The organism is Candidatus Poribacteria bacterium (assembly GCA_021162805.1).
Lineage (GTDB): Bacteria > Poribacteria > WGA-4E > B28-G17 > B28-G17 > JAGGXZ01.
Genome location: JAGGXZ010000161.1, coordinates 1 through 16,966, shown reverse-complemented (window position 1 = coordinate 16,966; position 16,966 = coordinate 1). Strand labels below are relative to the sequence as shown.

Sequence of the window (16,966 nt, the reverse complement as noted above, 5' to 3'; positions counted from 1 at the left end):
TCACAGCAAGCCACAATCCGCCTCAATACAACGGGTTCAAGCTATGCTGGGGATATGGCACGCTGTTCGGCGATGGAATCCAACGTATAAGGGAAATTATCGAGAAGGAGGAGTTCGAAAGGGGAAGGGGTGAGCTGAGGGGAAGGGATGCCAACTCGGATTATTCGGATTTCATCGTATCCCACATAAAACTCGGTCCGAGGAAGTTAAAGGTCGTGGTGGATGCGGGAAACGGGGCAGCGGGCCCGATAGTCCCTCCGATCCTGAGACGGTTGGGGTGCGATGTGGTGGAGCTTTATTGTGAACCGGACGGGCGGTTCCCGAATCATCATCCTGACCCCGTCAAGATCGAGAATTTGGAAGATCTAATCTTGAAGGTTAAAGAGACAGGTGCTGATCTAGGCTTGGGACTTGACGGCGACGGCGATAGGCTCGGTGTGGTGGACGAGAGAGGCGAGGTGATATGGGGGGATTATCTGCTGATACTGTTCGCAAGGGAGATATTGAGGAAACATCCGGGGGCGAGGGTGATAGTGGAGGTCAAATGCTCCAAGGCGACGATGGAGGAGATCGAGAGATCAGGTGGCCTCCCCGTACTTTCCCGCACGGGGCACTCCTATATCAAGGAGGCGATGCGACGGGAGAAGGCGATTCTAGCGGGTGAGATGAGCGGACATTTCTTCTTCGCCGATGAATACTTCGGCTACGATGACGCCGTTTACGCAGCCTGCAGGTTGCTGAGGATACTCTCTAGATCCGAAAAAAGCCTATCCGAGCTCCTTTCAGACGTTCCGAGATATCCCTCCACCCCGGAGATCAGGATACCATGCTCGGATGAGATGAAGTTCGACGTGGTTAATAAGCTGACGGAGGAGTTCAAGAGAGGATATGAGGTGATAGATATAGATGGGGCACGGGTGCTTTTCAAAGACGGATGGGGTCTGATAAGGGCGTCTAACACCGAGCCCGCCTTGATCCTGCGTGCAGAGGCCGAATCCGTGGAGACCCTCAAACGGATAAAGAGGGAGATGGAGGAGAAGCTGCGAAAGTTCGGGATAACGACGAAGTAAGTCGAAGCAAAAGGAGGGAATCAATGAATAAAAGGGGCAAGAGCCTAAAGATCAACGTAAGAGGCTGCGTTCTGGCCGTGGCGCTTCTGATGCTTCTCTCAGCTTCAAAGGCGTTCCCATGCTCTTACACCATCCGTGAGGTCGGATTCGCCATGCCGAGGAAGTCCTATCATATCTACTGCCTCGTCAGGGGGAGCTCGCCGGGGGAAAAACATATGGCGGCGCTGTTTAAGGCCGTTTCAGATGAGGTTTTGAAGGGGAGCAACCTCAAGGCTGAGGTGGTGGAGGTAGACCATCGAATTCCAGCTTCAATGGAGGCCCAACTTGGCCCCATCGGCCTGAACGACCTGCCCAAAACGATCCTTATCTCGCCTGAGAACAAAGCCTTGGTTCTGCCGAAGGCCGATTATACGTCGGAGAGATCCGTGCGCCGCCAACTGGAGGATGTGATCTCCTCGCCCAAGCGTGAGGAGATCAAAAGGCATATCGTGAGGAATTGGTGCGTGGTGATGCTGATCGAGGGAACCGATCGGACGGAGAACGAAAGGGCAAAAGAGGCGATCCTCAGGGCCTCGCAGCAGATCGTTGGAACCGTGACGGAGAAAGGAACGATGGTGAAAAGGAAGCCATATCTCATGCGCCTTTCACCTCAGGAGGTGGATGAGGAGAGGATACTGCTTTGGAGCCTCGGGCTTCCAGAAGGTGGGGGACGGCGGCCGAGCGCCGTCGTGTTGTTCGGCCGAGGACAACGGATAGGCCCCGTGCTTGAGGGGGAAAGGATCAACGAGAGGTCGATGTTAAGCCTCCTATATACCCTGGGTAAAGCCTGCGCCTGTACCACCGATCCTAAGCTCCTCTCAGGACCTCAGATCCCACTTAGATGGGAGGACGAGATTCAGGAGGAGGTCTGCAGGGAGCTGGGCTTTGATCCCGACAACCCCTTGGTGAGATCATCCCTGGCGATGTTGGGACTGTTCGTCGAAAACCCGAACGCCTGTACGCAGGAGACGGGGAGGCGAACGGTAATGGATTACATCGAGAACCCCGTGGAGGAAATCGGAGGAGGGGAAAAGGAGGCCCCAACCATCGCCCTTCCTGTATCCACCTCGTCGGAAGCTCGTGATGCGTCCTCCGCTCAGCGCTCCACGCTCGACGCATTACGTTCGTCGCTCCTCACGTTCGGCCTTATATTTCTATCCGTTGGAATGGGAACGTTATTTCTCTGGATAAGGAGACGGAGGTGAAACCTATGAGATCGAAAGAGGCTATGTCCTTTGTTGGGGTTATCCTCGGCCTGTTTATCTCCCTGACCTCTCCCCTCTGTATCGCTTACGCCGAGGATTGGCCCACATATATGCACGATGCCGCCCGAAGCGGCATCTCGTCCGAGAGGCTGTCCCTTCCTCTATCGGAGGGATGGGTTTTCGCGCCCAAACATCCTCCACAGCCGGCTTGGCCTCCTCCTCATCCCGGCCTGGTGGAGAACGTCTATGAGCCCAATAGGCTCGATTTCGACTATGCCCTCCATGTCGTCTCCGTCGGGGATAAGCTCTATTTCGGCTCCTCGGCGGATGATAAGGTCTACTGCCTGGACGTCAGGGAGGGGAGGGTGATATGGACCTTCTTCACCGGAGGACCGGTGAGGCTTGCGCCGACGGTCTGGCAGGGGAGGGTCTATGTCGGTTCCGATGACGGCTTCGTCTACTGCCTGGACGCCCAAAGCGGCGAGCTCATCTGGAAGTTCAGAGCGGGGCCCTGTGATGAGAGGATCTTAGGGAACGGCAGGATGATATCCCGCTGGCCGGTGAGAACGGGGGTGCTCGTGGATAACGGGGTCGCCTATTTCGGCGCCGGCGTCTTCCCCTTCGAAGGGGTCTACCTCTACGCCCTCCGAGCCAAGGACGGAAAGTTGATCTGGAGGAACGATTCCTGGGGCTACTTCAGATCGGGCTGGGGTTCCTGCTCGCCTCAGGGCTATCTGCTCGCCGATAGGAAGAGGCTATACGTCCCCACGGGTAGAACTCCTCCCGCATGTTTTGACAGGGGCGACGGTCATCTCATCTACCGCCGCGAGAGCACGATGGCTCCGGGATGGCAGGGAAGATACTATTACCTGTTCGGCGGATGTTATGCCCTCCTTGCCGACGATCATCTATACAGCGGCGGCAGGGAGGTGGTCGCTCTCGATCGAAAAACGGGCGGGACGGGTTTCGCCTGGTTTCCCGGCAGAAGGCTCCTTGTAACGGCGGATACCTCCTACATGCTGACGGGAAAGGAGCTGATGGCGCTCGACAGATCGATCTATGCCGAGGCGAGCAGAAAGAGGTTCTCACTGATAGAGGAAAAGCTCAGGCTCAGCAACGAGATGAACAGGGCGAAGGAACCGGAGAAGAGGAAGGAGCTGAAGAGACAGCTTGAGGAGGTAAACGGAGAACTGAAGAAAATCGAGGAGTATATAACCCAAAATGCCGTCAAATGGAAGCTCCCCTGCGAGTTATCCTCCTCGATGATAAAGGCAGGCGACCTTATCCTCGTCGGAGGCGAGGGAGAGGTGATCGCCGTCGACGCCCTAACGGGGAGGAAAACGTGGAATCACGAGGTGGAAGGGGAGGCAAAAGGATTGGCGACGGCGAACGGGAGGCTTTTCGTCAGCACAGATGAGGGATATATCTACTGCTTCGACGGTAAAGGACTCTCGTCCCCTAAGCGCGTCAACGTCCAACCCACTGAGCCGGAACCCTATCCTGAGGACGAGCTGACCTCACTTTACAGGGAGACGGCCGAGAGGATCGTAAGGGAAACGGGGGTGACGAAGGGTTACTGCCTCGTTTTCGGCTGCGGCGAGGGAAGATTGGCATACGAGCTCGCAAAACGGACCCGGTTGAAGATATACGGGATCGAGCCGGATAGGAGGAAAGCCGAAAGGGCCAGGGAGGCCCTCGATAGGGCGGGGCTGTACGGCGTGAGGGTGAGTGTAGATCAAGGTCCGCTCCTTCCCCTCCCTTATCCCGACTACTTCGCCGATCTGATCGTCTCCGATGACATGCTCACATCAGGTCGTATCCCCGGCTCAAAGGAGGAGAGGGTGGAGCTCATCAGGGAGATATGCCGTGTCCTTAAGCCCTGTGGCGGTGTGGTTTATATCGGCCAGCCGGAGAAGGCCGTGATGCTGCGGACCGGGAGAAGGCTCAAGGCGGAGGAGCTTCGGGGGTGGCTTTACGCCGCGAAGATCACCGATCTCCCCGGATTCAACGGCTTCCAGGTCCTCGAGAACGGCGGGGTATGGCTCAGGATAGACCGCTCCTCCCTTCCGGGTGCGGGTGGATGGACGCAGCAGTATGCCAACCCCGGAAACACGGCCTGCTCTGACGATGAGCTCGTTAGATATCCGCTTGACCTCCTCTGGTTCGGCGAGCCGGGGCCGACGAGGATGCTAAGCAGACATGCGAAAGGCATCGCGCCGCTCTCCATCAACGGTCGATTCTTCGTCGAGGGGGAGAACGTGATAATGGCATACGATGCCTATAACGGGACTAAACTGTGGGAGCGGGATATCGAGGGCGCCATCTGTCCCGGTGTGCCTCACCGAGGCGGCAACATGGCGTGCGATGAGGAGAGCCTCTTCGTGGCGATCGGCGATAGATGTCTCCGGCTAAGCGCTAAGACGGGGGAGATACTGAGGACCTACTCGCTTCCCCCCACCTCCGAGGGAAAACCGAGGTCATGGGGGTATGTCTCCGTTGTGGATGGGTTGCTCTTCGGAAGCACCTCGTTTAGATCCGGCCGGAGCGATGGGCTTTTCGCCGTGGATAAGGGGAGCGGTGAACTCAGATGGGTCTATCGCGGCGGCTCAATAGAGCACAACGCCATCGCCGTCGGAGACGGTCGGATCTTCTTCGCCGATTCCGAGATCGCCGGTGGCAAATCCGCCCGCTCGGATATCAGGAAGGTGGTGGCGCTGGATGCGAAATCGGGCGAGGTGGTTTGGCAGGAGGTGGTGGATCTGACGGATTGCGGCCCCCCGGTTCACCTCATGTATCATGACGGTTTCCTGATCTTCTGCGGCTCATTCTCTGATGGGCATTACTGGGGCCACTTCTTCAGGGGTGAGCTGGCCGGAAGGCGGATAACGGTCCTCTCGGCGAAGGATGGAAAGCTGGTTTGGTCCCGACCGTGCAATTACTTCACCCGTCCCCTGGTCGTCGGGAACACGATATACGCCGACCCGTGGGCGTATGATCTGAAAACCGGAGAGAAGGTAAGACATCCGCATCCGATCACCGGTGAGCCGGTCCCCTTTGAGCTGGGCAGGGGCCATCACTGTGGCCCGCTTTCAGCCTGTCCCCACTGTCTCCTCATGAGGTCGCTGGTCACCGCCTTCTACGACCTGGAGAGGGATTCCGGCGTGATTCACTTCGGCGGACAACGCCCCGGCTGCTGCATCAACATGATAGCTGCTAACGGATTGCTGATCGAGCCGGAGGCGAGCTCCGGCTGCGTTTGCCCCTTCTCGCTTTACTCGACCGTCGTCTTCGAGCCGAGGGATGTCGACAGGGGTTGGGGGATGTTCTGCTCGACGGCGCCGATCACCCCCGCAAGGCACTTCGCCATAAATTTAGGCGCGCCAGGCGACAGAAGGGGTAAGGATGGGACCCTGTGGCTTTCCTATCCCCGCCCTTCGATACCGCTCGTCCTCAAGTTCGATCTGAAGACCACTTTCCTGCCCGGGTTTGGCTACTTCATGATCAATCCCCAGGACGTGAAGATAGAGGGAACGGGCAAGCCGTGGCTTTTCTCCTTCGGCTGTTGTGGGTTGACCAGATGCGTCGTTCCTCTGCTCGGCGAGGGGGATGAGCCGGGCACCTATACCGTCAGATTGGGTTTCATCGAGCCCACGGAGGACGTCCGGCCCGGCGAGCGGGTTTTCGACATCAAACTCCAGGGTAGAACCGTCGCCGAAAACTTCGACGTTCTGAGGGAGGCCGGCGGACCGAACAAAGCTATCGTCAGGGAGTTCAAGGGGATAGAGGTGAGCAGGGATTTAACCCTGGAGCTGGTGCCCGTGAGGGAGATCACCTCAAAGGACGCCGCGAAGGCCAAGAGGGAGGTTCCCATCCTGTGTTCCATCGAGCTCGTTAGGGAGTAGTTTGCCGCGAACTATCAGCACATGTTCGCCGTCCATCGCTATCCCCTTGATATTCACGGTGAAAACAGGGGTTCCAAAGCCTCATACAACTTCACATATCTCTCATATCCTCTTTGATAGATGGGGCGGTTACCCTCGTTCGGTGTAAACCTCCCTTTCAGGTGAACCATCCTCTCGCAAGCCGCCTGAAGGGATGGGAAAACGCCAACTCCCACTCCGGCCAGGGTAGCCGCGCCCAGACAGGCCGTCTCAGCCGTCTCGAGGGTGACCAGCGGTTTACCCGTTACATCGGCTTTTATCTGATTCCACAATCTGCTCCTCGATCCCCCGCCTATCGTCCTTATCTCCCTGACCTCCACGCCGAGCTCCTCCAGGATGTCCAGGTTCCTTTTGAGCATGAAAGCCACCGATTCGAGCAGAGCCCTGATGAAATGGGCTTTGGTGGTGGAAAGCGAAAAGCCAAAATAACATCCCCTGGCGTCCGGGTTGAATTCAGGACACGCCGCACCCATCAGATGGGGGAGCATCAGGAGGCCGTCCGAGCCGGGAGGTACGGATGAAGCCGCATCGTCCATCAGTTTATACACGTCCACTCCCTCCTTCGAAGCCAGCTCCTTCTCATGCTCACAGAACTGATCCCTGAACCACCTCAGCGCCATCCCCGCCGTCTGACACCAGGGCAAAAGGTAATATCTCCCGCGTATGGCGTGGTAGTGACACGGGATCCTATCTCCGGGGTCGAACAGGGGCTCATCGATCGTGGCGCAGATGGCTAAAGCCGCGCCGGTGCTCTCAGTTACGATTCCCGATCTGATGTTGCCGGCGCCTATGGTCGAGGCGGCTTGATCCAAAGCCCCCGTCACCACAACCGTATCTTCGGGCAATCCTATCTCATGACATACCTCACCCCTCACCTCACCTACCACCTCGCCCGACTCTCGTATCTGGGGGAGCGACTCCTCGGAGATCCCCAGAAACTCCAGCATCTCGCCCCACCATCTCCTCCCCTTTATGTCGAAAAGCAAGGTGGACGAGAGGAGGGAGCCCTCAGCTACGAATCTCCCCGTCAATCTGTAGATCAGGTAATCCTCAACCAGGAGGTATTTGTAGACCCTCTTGAAGATCTGAGGTTCATTTCTCCTCATCCACAGGATCTTCGTCGCCGGCCATGTGGGCACCACATCCGGCTGCCCCGTGATCTCGAAGATGTTCCTCCTGCCGAACTCATCCCTTATAATCTGGGCTTCAGCTTGTGATCTGTTATCGAGCCAAACGATAGCTCTCCTCAGCGGATTTCCATCCTTGTCCACAGGGATAAGGGTCTCACCCTGACTTGATATGGCGAGAGCTCTTATATCCCTCGAATCGGCCTTTCGGCATACCTCGCTCAATACGAGCTTGCACACATCCCAATAAGCTTCGGCCTCAAGCTCGACGATGTCAGCCTTCGGCGTGAGAAGGGTATACTCGGAGGAGGCGGAGGCCACCTCCCTTCCCTCCTCCGAAAACAGGACGGCTTTGAAGGATGTCGTCCCAACGTCTAAACCCAGAAGATATGCCATGTTACCTCATCCTGCCCTCGGCGAGAACTTGATCGTTTTTATCTCATAGGGGCTCATCTGAACCTTTAAAATCCCATCTTCAAACTCAACATCCCCCGTTTCCCTCTCCATGAGGTCGGTCTGGCAGGCAGAGCTTATCTCACATGGGAGCTTGATCGAAGCCTCACAGCTTTCACCGTGGATCTCGTAAAGCCTCAGGATGAACTCATCCGAGTCATAGGCCCTCTTAAGAACCTCGACGATCAGGTTATCAGGCCTGACCTCAAGGAAGGAGAAGCTCGGCGGAAGGTCGCCGGGATGATTATCCTCCACGAGGGCGATCAGCGGATAGTTGAACTCATATCCCCTTCGCATAACCCCCGCCTCCCTCCATCCTCCTGAATGCGGATAGAGGGAGTATCCGATCAGGTGAACCCCCTCATCTGTGTTGTAAGCGGGCTCCGTGGGGCTGCGGAGAACGCTCATCCTGACGGTGTTGCCTTCTACATCATGTCCGTATCTCGCGTTGTTGAGCAGGGCGATTCCATATCCAGGGGTGGAGAGGTCGACCCACTTTTGCGCTGAGTATTCAAGCCCATCCGCCGGTCGGGTGACGCTCCCGTATGCTGTGTTGTAGGTCACCTCCGGATCCTCAACGTTCAGTGGGAAAGCGACCTTTATCATCCAGTGGATATCGTGCCAATCGACGATGAGGTTGAAGTCCACCCGTTCTATCTTGGAATATAACATGATCTCCTGGGTGAAGCTTGAGTTTCTGAACTTCCTACTTATCCTTATCTTGGCTCTGACGGGGCCCTCCTCGCATATCTCTATCGAAGGGTGGGAGATGATATCCCAAGCTTTTCCAGGTGGTCTTGCGATAGTATCGCTCCCTTTCACGAACCTCCCCTCTGAATCCCCCTCATCTTCGATGGCGATGAGCGTATTTCCCCTACCGGATGCCCCCAGAACCTCCCTTTCGTCTCTCCTATCGAGGAGGCTTCTCAAACAGCCCGTATCGGGATCAACCTCAATGCTGAAAAACTCGTTTTGAACCTTTAGCCCCTCAACTGAGAACGGGTTGGGATAGCTTATCTTCCCCTCTCCCCCCACAACCCGATATGTCCTGTATCCGAGCGAGGGAACCCTCTCGGCGATGAAGATGAACCTCAGGAACCGCCTATCCTTCTCCTCTCGCCTTTCGACGATCTGAATCGGAACACGGTTGCCATCCTCATCGAGGAGCTGAATCTCATCCCGTCCCTCCGAGAGCTGAATCTCAATCTCGGCGAGGTCCGTCCTCTCCCACGGAAGCGGATTCACGACGATCAGGGGCATTCCCTCCCCATCGGTCTTTATATTTTTCAGGATGATGGAGAGCGAATCCCGGAGCAATCTCTCGCCTGACTCCCTGATTATCTCGTAAAACCTGAGGGCATCCCTGCAGACGGGCGGTATGCCGCTTCCGCCGATGATGTCGTGGAACTGATTGAAAAGGAGTTTCTTCCAGGATTCGTATAGCTCCTCTGACGGGTAAGGTTCTCCGAACAGGATGGAGGCTATGGAGCGAAACCTCTCCGCCGTCAACAGGAGGTTCTCGCACAGGCGGTTGTTCCTCTTTATCTCGCCGCAGTTGGTCAGGTCGCCCACGAGTTCGAACCCCAGCTCGTCGTTTAAGACGGGCAGATCGGGGTTTTGAGCGAGTATCGAGTCCACAAATTCCCTGAATGTGCTGAACTTCACCTCTATTTCGGGCGGGGCTTTTTCGGCGAACCTCTTGATCGCCTCGATCTCCTCAGGAGTGGGTCCGCCGCCGTGATCTCCCCTTCCTATTCTGATCATCGCTCTATCAACGCCATATCGTTTCCTCATCTCGGATAGGAGATCGATCCAGGATTGAGATGGTTCCCTGGAGACATGTGAGTTATACGCCAGCACCTTAGATCCATCGGGCGACTGCCACCAGAACAGCCTCTCGCCCTTCCCCCCACGTTTGAACATGTATGAATCGATCCCGCATTTCCTGAGGATCTGCGGAAGTTGCCATGGATGGCTCCATGCGTCCTCCTGCCAGCCGGTGGTGACATCAAGGCCGAACTTCTCAAGGAAATACCTTTTGCCCATAACACACTGTCTCACCAGCGACTCGCCACACGGTTCTCCTCCCTCGAACTCCACATACATCCCGCCGACTATCTCCCACCGTCCCTCCCCTATGTATCTCCTTATCCTCTCGAACAGCTTCGGATATACCTCCTCAGTCGCCTGATAGAGCGGAACCTGGCTCTGAGAGAAGGTGTAGTCCGGGTATCTGTCCATGTTATCAAGGGCAAGTGAGAAGGTCGGTTTGCAACACCTGTGTATGGTCTCCGGGTCGTATCTCCAGAGCCAGGCGACATCTATATGTGACTGAGGGATGACGTGAATAACACCCCGTCTCATTTGAATCCTCCTCCATCACCTTCCGCTCTCGCGGAGGCGAGTTAAAAGTCTCACGGCCTCATCAACTATCCTCTCACCCGTTCCCCTTTCGACGAAGCTGTGAAATCCCGTCCAGACCTGATATCCTCCCAGATCGAAGGCCTCTTTGTCCGGGATGTAGCCTATGTAATCGTTTGCGAGCTCGACGACGTAGGTGTAGCGGAAGGGTGAGCGACGTTTTATCTCTATCCCGAGCGACGTGAACAGCGGGCGAAATGAGGGTGGATACTCCCGGCATCGAATCGTCGCCCACGATCTCAGCCGCTGAGGCGGCAGCTTTTATCTCCATATCACCCCCCTGAATATCTCGTTTGACCTCTTTGGTGCTTTTCTCAGCGTAGCTCTAGACACTCTATTTGTCGATCGACGCCAGTGGGAATGACCTAATTGTCGTCGGCTTCTGGGTGGTGGGATGTTGAGTGCCTTTGGTCAGTTCCTTCACTCGATCGGTCAGATAGGCGTCCAGTTCTGTCAAATACACGGCTTCATCTCCGTTCAGATCAGCCTTTCCGTTCAAGCCCTCTATCAAGGCGAAGGTAAAAGCGCCGTGTTTACGATCGGGCAGCTCCACTGAGACCTCTCTTCCGGTCGAGGCCGCCATGACCACCACCCCGCTCTCCTCGCTCACGAGATCTCTTATCATGTCGTCCATCCTCACTCCTTTCCTTCCTGAAACGGCTCCGGCGTGACAGGTATCCACGAACAGGATCACCTTGCACGGGAACGAGCTCAGCGTCTCTTGAAAGTCATACCATCTCACCCCGCTCCGCAACAGGTGATCGAGATTGCCATCATGGGGGAAGAAATAGTAGTTCCCCCTCTCATCCTGAACGCCATGACCGGAGATGAAGACCATAACCACATCCCTCTGAGTTGCCGATCTGGACAACCATTCAAGCCCGTCGAGTATGTTATCCCTGGTTGCCTCCGATTCGACCAACAGCTTGGCCTCAACCTTTCCGTAAAGCTTTCCCTCCTGTCCCTTGAAAAACCTGACGAAGCTTTTAGCGTCCTCATCGGCGAAGTTCAGCCTCCACTCCTTCCTCGGATATCCGCTCACCCCGATGGCGAGGATGTAGAGAGTGGGTTTGACGAGTACGTTTTCGGGCAGATAAGTTACCGTGACGCTGACTGGCAGGGAGGAGGAGTTTCCGGTAGCCACCATCGCCGATATCACGTTCTCTCCCTCAACGAGCGGCACCTCCTTTTCCACCACCTGCTTGGATGATCTTACACCTGTAGGGGTGAGCTTAAGATCTCGCCCGATAACAGGTCTGCCGTTGACGAAGAGCATGATGGTGGAAGCTAACCGCGCTCCCCTCCGGCTGATGATCTTCAGGCGGAGGGTGATGGGGGAGCTTTTCAACACGGCCCCGTCCTTGGGATGGAGTATCTGGACCTCAGGCGGCAGCATCGAGGATATCCCTCCCGCCGGGACGACCGCCTCCTTCGATCTCATCGCTGCTTCGACGCTCCCCTCCGCGAAGGCGAGCTTCACTATGTCGGGGCGATAGAACTTCCCCTTGAACTGGTGAGCGTAGTAATATTCGGCGGCGTTTCCTCTACCCCTGTTCACCTGCCATCCGATAAACCTGTCGCCTGAGGCCGAGGAGGCGTAATAGCCCTCAGACGACCAGCAGATCCAATCCCGTCTCTTCGTGACGAAGAGGGATAGCAGCAGTTCGCCTCTCTCCACATTCCATATCCTGACGGTCCTGTCGGTGGAGGCTGAGGCGAGAAATCTGCCGTCAGGAGACGGCACTACGGCGGTTATCCTGCCGGTGTGTCCGATGAACCTGCGGATTCTTCCTCCTGTCCGCCCATCGTATAAGGCCAGCGAGAAGGCGGCACCCACTACCACATCTCCCTTAGGCGTGAAGGCGAAACAGGTGATCCCCCCATCCACATATGGGTCGGTGTTTATGCTGACGGATTTGTGACCTCTGTAGAACACATCCAGTTGACAGGCCCCGCTTCCCCATTCCAGGCTCATCTCCCCCCATCTCGTCACCGGTTCGATCCATCGGATGTCCGTGGAGCGGGATATGCCTTCGAGGGAAAGCTCGTCGAAATCGAAGTATAGCTCTAGATCGCCGTCCGATCTCCCGAAGGCCACCTTTCTCCCGTCGTAGCTCCAGGCGAGGCTAGAGGGGAGTATGCCGACGCTTTCAAACCTCATTTTCAGCTTCCCGCCGGGGAGGGATCGTATGGTGATCCTCCCCGAATTTTCGCCCAGCGCTATGAGCTTGCCGTCGGGGCTGATCGCGAGGGACATGACATACCGTTCGGGGAGCTCCGCCACATCCTTGCCCGATTTGATCGCCCTGATAATAACCCCTCTGCCGTATGAACTGAAGGCGAGCAGGTCGCCGGAGGGGGAAAATGCAAGGGCAGTTATAGGGCTGTTGACACCCTCCTTAGCTCTCGCAAACTCTCGGATAAACCTCCCCGTCCTGCCGTCCCACAGCAACACCCTTCCGTCGAATCCCCCGGAGGCGATGAGAGTGCCGTCGGGACTATATGAGACAACCCTCACCTTTCCTCCGTGGCCTTTCATCCTCCTTATCAGATCACCCCTTCGGACATCCCATAGCCTCACCATCCCGTCGTAGCATGCTGATACGAGTTTGGTTCCGTCCGGCGAGAAGGAGATCGAATAGACAGGGTCCTGGTGATCGCCCAGGGTATGGATCAGCTCACCGCTTTTAACGTCCCAGATGCGAACGGTACAGTCAGATCCGGATGATGCCAGCGTGGATCCATCGGGGCTGAACTGCAGATCCAGGGTCACATCCAGATGTCCTTTGAGTATCCTGACGATCTGAGATGAGGATGTATCGAAGATCCTTATCTTCCCCACGTTCAGGCCATCCGGTTTATCGAAGAAGCCCCCGACGGCCAGCAACGATCCGTCGGGTGAGAGGGCAGCGGCGCAGATCTTCCCCTCAGGTCCCGGGCCTATCTGTCCCCTGAGCGTTCGGGCGAGCTCCCCTGAGCGCACATCCCAGATCCTCACGACCTTATCCTCGCCCGCAGATATGAGCCTATCCCCCGAGCCGGTGAAGATGAGGTCCCAGACCCTTTCCACGTGCCCCTTTGAGTCTATGACGAGTATGGGTTCGTCCGCATATGTGAGGGGGAAGAATATGAGGAGAAACAAAACACAGATGAATTTACGCATCATCAGGTTCCTCCTAAATAGGCCGATGGATAAACGTTAGCACGTTGAACGTCAGAACGTTAAACGTTCAACGCGCTAACGTGACTTTCTTCGACCCTCGACCCTTGACCCTCGACCGATATTTTAGTCTATCACGAACACCACCTTCCCCAGTTCCAGGAAGTGATCTCTGACGTCTGAGGCGAAGATGGCGACGGCGGTTGTGTCGTCAACCACCACGTCTGTCTTATTCTTCCCCCTGACACCTGTGGCCTTGACGATGAGGGGGTTATCCCCTATTATACCGGATAGCTCCCTCTTGGCCTTCCCGATATCCTTCGCATACAGCACCATGCCGTGGTTCATCTCGTCATGATATAGCACGTTCACGAACCCGTATATCTCGAATCCGGCCTGAGTGAGGATCTTCGGCGCCATGGCCATCTGGACGCCTAATCCCCTCGCATCAACTATCAGTCCCGTGTATGGCCCTCCTTTGAGGACATTGCTGACATCCGGATTTGAAGCTGCCTCTTGAGCTTTCCTTTGAAGCTCCTCCAGCTTCCCCTGGAGCTCCTTTATCCTCTTATCCTTCTCGGCGAGCCGCTGGGCGAGTTTCTCCTTCTCGCTCTGGAGTTTCTGCAGTTTCTCCTTATCGCCCGGCGTGGCGAGCCCCTGCTCGATTATCTTCCTCAGCTTTTCGATCTCGGATTCGAGCTCGAGGTTGCGCCTTTTGAGGAGCTTCACCTCCTCCTGGGCTTTCTGTGCCTCCAGTTCGTCGGGGGACATATTGAAGAGCTGTGGTGGGTTCTGACGTATTTTCTCCCGCATGAACTGCTGGACGGGCTTTGCAAGGCTGAGGCTGAGGGGTATCCTCATCTTCACCGTAGCCTCCCACTTGCCGTCCTCCGTCCTCTGATATGTCGCATCCACCTCCTCGGCGAACTGGATCATGCCGCTGACCTGCCTTCTGGCCTCATCCCTCACCAGTTCGGCATCGGCGACCAATGTCTCGCTGTCTATCCTCGTCTTGTTGATGAAGTTCACCAGTTGTCTCTGGGCGAGGGTTCTGGCCGCTATTCTGGCAGCCCCCTTCGTCCTCCCATAGCCGATGGCCGTCTCCTCGATGTAATCCTTTTTCAACACGACTGCAAGCGCTTGATTGTAGATCTTCATCTCCGCCTCGGAGGAGAACTGTGCGAATGAGGCGGAGACTGAGATGGCGAACAGTATGATCGCCATGAACAAGGTCTTAACTTTCATCGTCTTTACCTCCGTTGGTTTATTTGACTAAGATAGAATTTAGCCGCTTTATCGTCCGGCTGATATCGGAGAGCCCTTCGCCAATCCTGGATCGCGGATCTCAGCTCCCCTCTCCGGTATTTCCGCCAAGCCGATTCGTTGTAGAATTTCGCCAGGTTTCGCCTGGCCGTTATCTGATTCGGATTGACCTTCAGGCTCTGCTCCCAGGTCTCAACGGCCAGCCTCTCGTATCCGAGGTTATGGTATATCCATCCCAGCTCGTTATATGCCTGGATGTATCTCCTGTTACGCCTTATCGCCTTGCGGTAGAGGAGCAGGGCGGTGTAGGGCATCGACAGGTTGGAGTAGAGCTTCGCCAGACGACAGAGCATGTCCGGCTCATTAGGATCGAGGGATACGGCCTTATCGAGATGTCTGACCGCCTTCCTCACATCGCCCTTCAGAGCGTATATGAACCCCAGGAAGTAATGTGCCCTGTGGTCCTCCGGATCGAGCTCGATCACCCTCTCGAACTCCCCCTTAGCATCCTCGACCCTCTCGAGCCTCAGCAGGATGATACCCTTCCACAGGAAGGGGAACGGGTCGTCCTTGGAGATGGAGATCGAGCGGTTGAACTCCCCTATCGCCTCTGAATATCTCTCCTCCTTGGCGTATATCCATCCGAGCCAGTTGTGCGCGTAGACGTTGTTCGGGTCCAGCTTCAAGGCCCTCTCGTATTCGAACCTCGCCGGTTCGAGCTCCCCTTTCATCCGATATATGTCCCCTCTTATGAGGTGATCGCTGACGTCGGCGAGTCCGACGTCAACCGCCGTCGTTAAGACAACGCAGAAAAGGATGATGTATTTCATGTTTTTTCTCCGAGACGATCAGCAATCAGCTTTCAGCGGTCAGCTTTCAGTTATTAGTCGAGAGTCTAGAGTCGAGAGTCCAGAGTCCCTTTTTATCTCTCGTCTCTTGTCTCTCGACTCTCGTCTCTTGACCTTTCGCCGATCACTGAAGGCTAATAGGCCTCTCAGAAGTGTTACCATGATTGTGAACCATCCCAGCCATATCACGCTCAGCGATAATATGAGCGAATTCCGCATGCATCCCCGATCGCTTTAACCACGGCATACTGGAACCTGTCATCCGTCAACAGTCGTGCCTCCTTAGGGTTGCTCAGAAAGGCGAGTTCGACGAGAACGGCGGGCATCCGGGCGTGTCTCAGCACGAAGAAGTCGGCGCTCTTGACGCCGCGCCTCCTGATCCTCACGTTCCGTCCGATCCTCTCCTCTATGGACTCCGCTATCCTCCTGCTCTCCTTCAGGAACATGTGCCGTTGCAGGTTGCGCAGGATGGACTCGATGTCGATCGAATTATCCTCCTTGAAGAACGGGTCATCCAGTCCGGGGGCGTTCTCCAGTGCTGCCACCCTGGCCGCCTCTCTGTCGGACGGCTCTTTCGAGCAGTAGAAGATCTCAAAGCCATTAGGGGAGGATCTTTCATGCGAGTTGCAGTGGATGCTGATGAACAGATCGGCGTGATATTGATTTGCCGTGATGGTTCTGTCGCTCAGGGTGACGTAGTAGTCCCCCGTTCTGGTCAGGAAGACCTTTATGTCCGAGTTCTCCTCGATGAACCGTTTCAGTTTCAGGGCAACCTGGAGGGTGATCTCCTTCTCACGCAGGCCCAGCCTTTTGTTGACGGCTCCGGGGTCGAACCCGCCGTGGCCGGGATCGATGACGATCCGTCGGATCCTCCTGGATATCCCCTTTGAGCTGAGCACCCGTTCGCGTTCGCGGCGTGCCTTCAGCTCGAAGTCGCTTTCATCGGAGAACAGGATGTCATTTAGCGTATTATAGCCGCTCACGATGAGCAGAACGGCGAGGAGTATGATTCTCATCGCTTCTTCACCTTTGAAGTAGGGGCGAGGCATTTTCCCCTGAATGCCTAGCAGATTATCCACCCCCTGTCCCCTCCCAATCTTCATCTCCTCGTTCCTGGTTCCTCGCTCCTCGTTCCTTCTCAAGGTGTAAAGGCGTAAAGGGGCTAAGGGGTAACGTCCTGGGCGCAGCGAAAACCCAGGTTGATGATCGTGTTCTGTGGGACGCTCCTGCCGCGGTTCGCCACGCGCAACCACTCCGGACCGTAGTCCCACGAGCCGCCGCGCACAACGCGTCCTGAGCCTGAGTCAGGACCCCTGATTGACTGACAAAACTCATCGGCTCTACGTCGGAAACCCTTATGTGATAAGACTTCCTGGCGCTCTCAATTGTTCGAGTTTTTGAAACTTCGACAAGCCCAGAATTTTCAAGGGTTTTCTCGG

At 56.1% G+C, this 16,966-nt stretch carries 10 protein-coding genes and 1 pseudogene; 3 read left to right on the top strand and 8 right to left on the bottom strand.

The genetic code is table 11. The features are described 5' to 3' along the window. The 3 genes from J7M22_12460 to J7M22_12450 form a co-directional block, all read left to right on the top strand. Positions 1-1,070: phosphomannomutase/phosphoglucomutase (locus tag J7M22_12460; GenBank protein ID MCD6507418.1), on the top strand; the 1,070-nt coding region annotated here is incomplete at its 5' end. Positions 1,071-1,093: 23 nt separating this feature from the next. Beyond that, positions 1,094-2,314: a hypothetical protein gene (locus J7M22_12455; protein ID MCD6507417.1), complete on the top strand. Its 1,221-nt coding sequence runs from the start codon at positions 1,094-1,096 to the stop codon at positions 2,312-2,314. A gap of 5 nt (positions 2,315-2,319) precedes the next feature. Then, a complete protein-coding gene (locus J7M22_12450; protein MCD6507416.1) occupies positions 2,320-6,216 on the top strand; it encodes a PQQ-binding-like beta-propeller repeat protein in 3,897 nt (1,298 codons plus the stop codon). Between the two features lie 53 nt (positions 6,217-6,269). Here J7M22_12450 and J7M22_12445 read toward each other — a convergent pair whose 3' ends face one another. From J7M22_12445 to J7M22_12410, 8 genes and pseudogenes are all read right to left on the bottom strand, one after another. Next, the gene (locus J7M22_12445; GenBank protein ID MCD6507415.1) at positions 6,270-7,778 is read right to left on the bottom strand and encodes an FGGY-family carbohydrate kinase; all 1,509 of its coding nucleotides are present in this window, start codon (positions 7,776-7,778) and stop codon (positions 6,270-6,272) included. A 6-nt stretch (positions 7,779-7,784) separates the two neighbouring features. Next, positions 7,785-10,199, bottom strand: coding sequence for an alpha-mannosidase (locus J7M22_12440; GenBank protein MCD6507414.1), 2,415 nt, complete (start codon positions 10,197-10,199; stop codon positions 7,785-7,787). 73 nt (positions 10,200-10,272) lie between these two features. Beyond that, complete coding sequence (locus tag J7M22_12435; protein MCD6507413.1) at positions 10,273-10,527, bottom strand: hypothetical protein; 255 nt, start codon at positions 10,525-10,527, stop codon at positions 10,273-10,275. A 63-nt stretch (positions 10,528-10,590) separates the two neighbouring features. Further along, positions 10,591-13,422 carry a caspase family protein gene (locus J7M22_12430; GenBank protein MCD6507412.1) on the bottom strand — a complete coding sequence of 944 codons (2,832 nt, stop codon included), beginning with the start codon at positions 13,420-13,422 and terminating at the stop codon, positions 10,591-10,593. A gap of 120 nt (positions 13,423-13,542) precedes the next feature. Beyond that, a complete protein-coding gene (locus J7M22_12425) occupies positions 13,543-14,661 on the bottom strand; it encodes a hypothetical protein (protein MCD6507411.1) in 1,119 nt (372 codons plus the stop codon). 5 nt (positions 14,662-14,666) lie between these two features. Beyond that, a complete protein-coding gene (locus J7M22_12420; protein ID MCD6507410.1) occupies positions 14,667-15,509 on the bottom strand; it encodes a tetratricopeptide repeat protein in 843 nt (280 codons plus the stop codon). A gap of 209 nt (positions 15,510-15,718) precedes the next feature. Then, positions 15,719-16,606 carry an N-acetylmuramoyl-L-alanine amidase gene (locus tag J7M22_12415; GenBank protein ID MCD6507409.1) on the bottom strand — a complete coding sequence of 296 codons (888 nt, stop codon included), beginning with the start codon at positions 16,604-16,606 and terminating at the stop codon, positions 15,719-15,721. Between the two features lie 83 nt (positions 16,607-16,689). Continuing rightward, a pseudogene (locus J7M22_12410) lies at positions 16,690-16,854 on the bottom strand (SUMF1/EgtB/PvdO family nonheme iron enzyme). Positions 16,855-16,966: the final 112 nt, after the last annotated feature.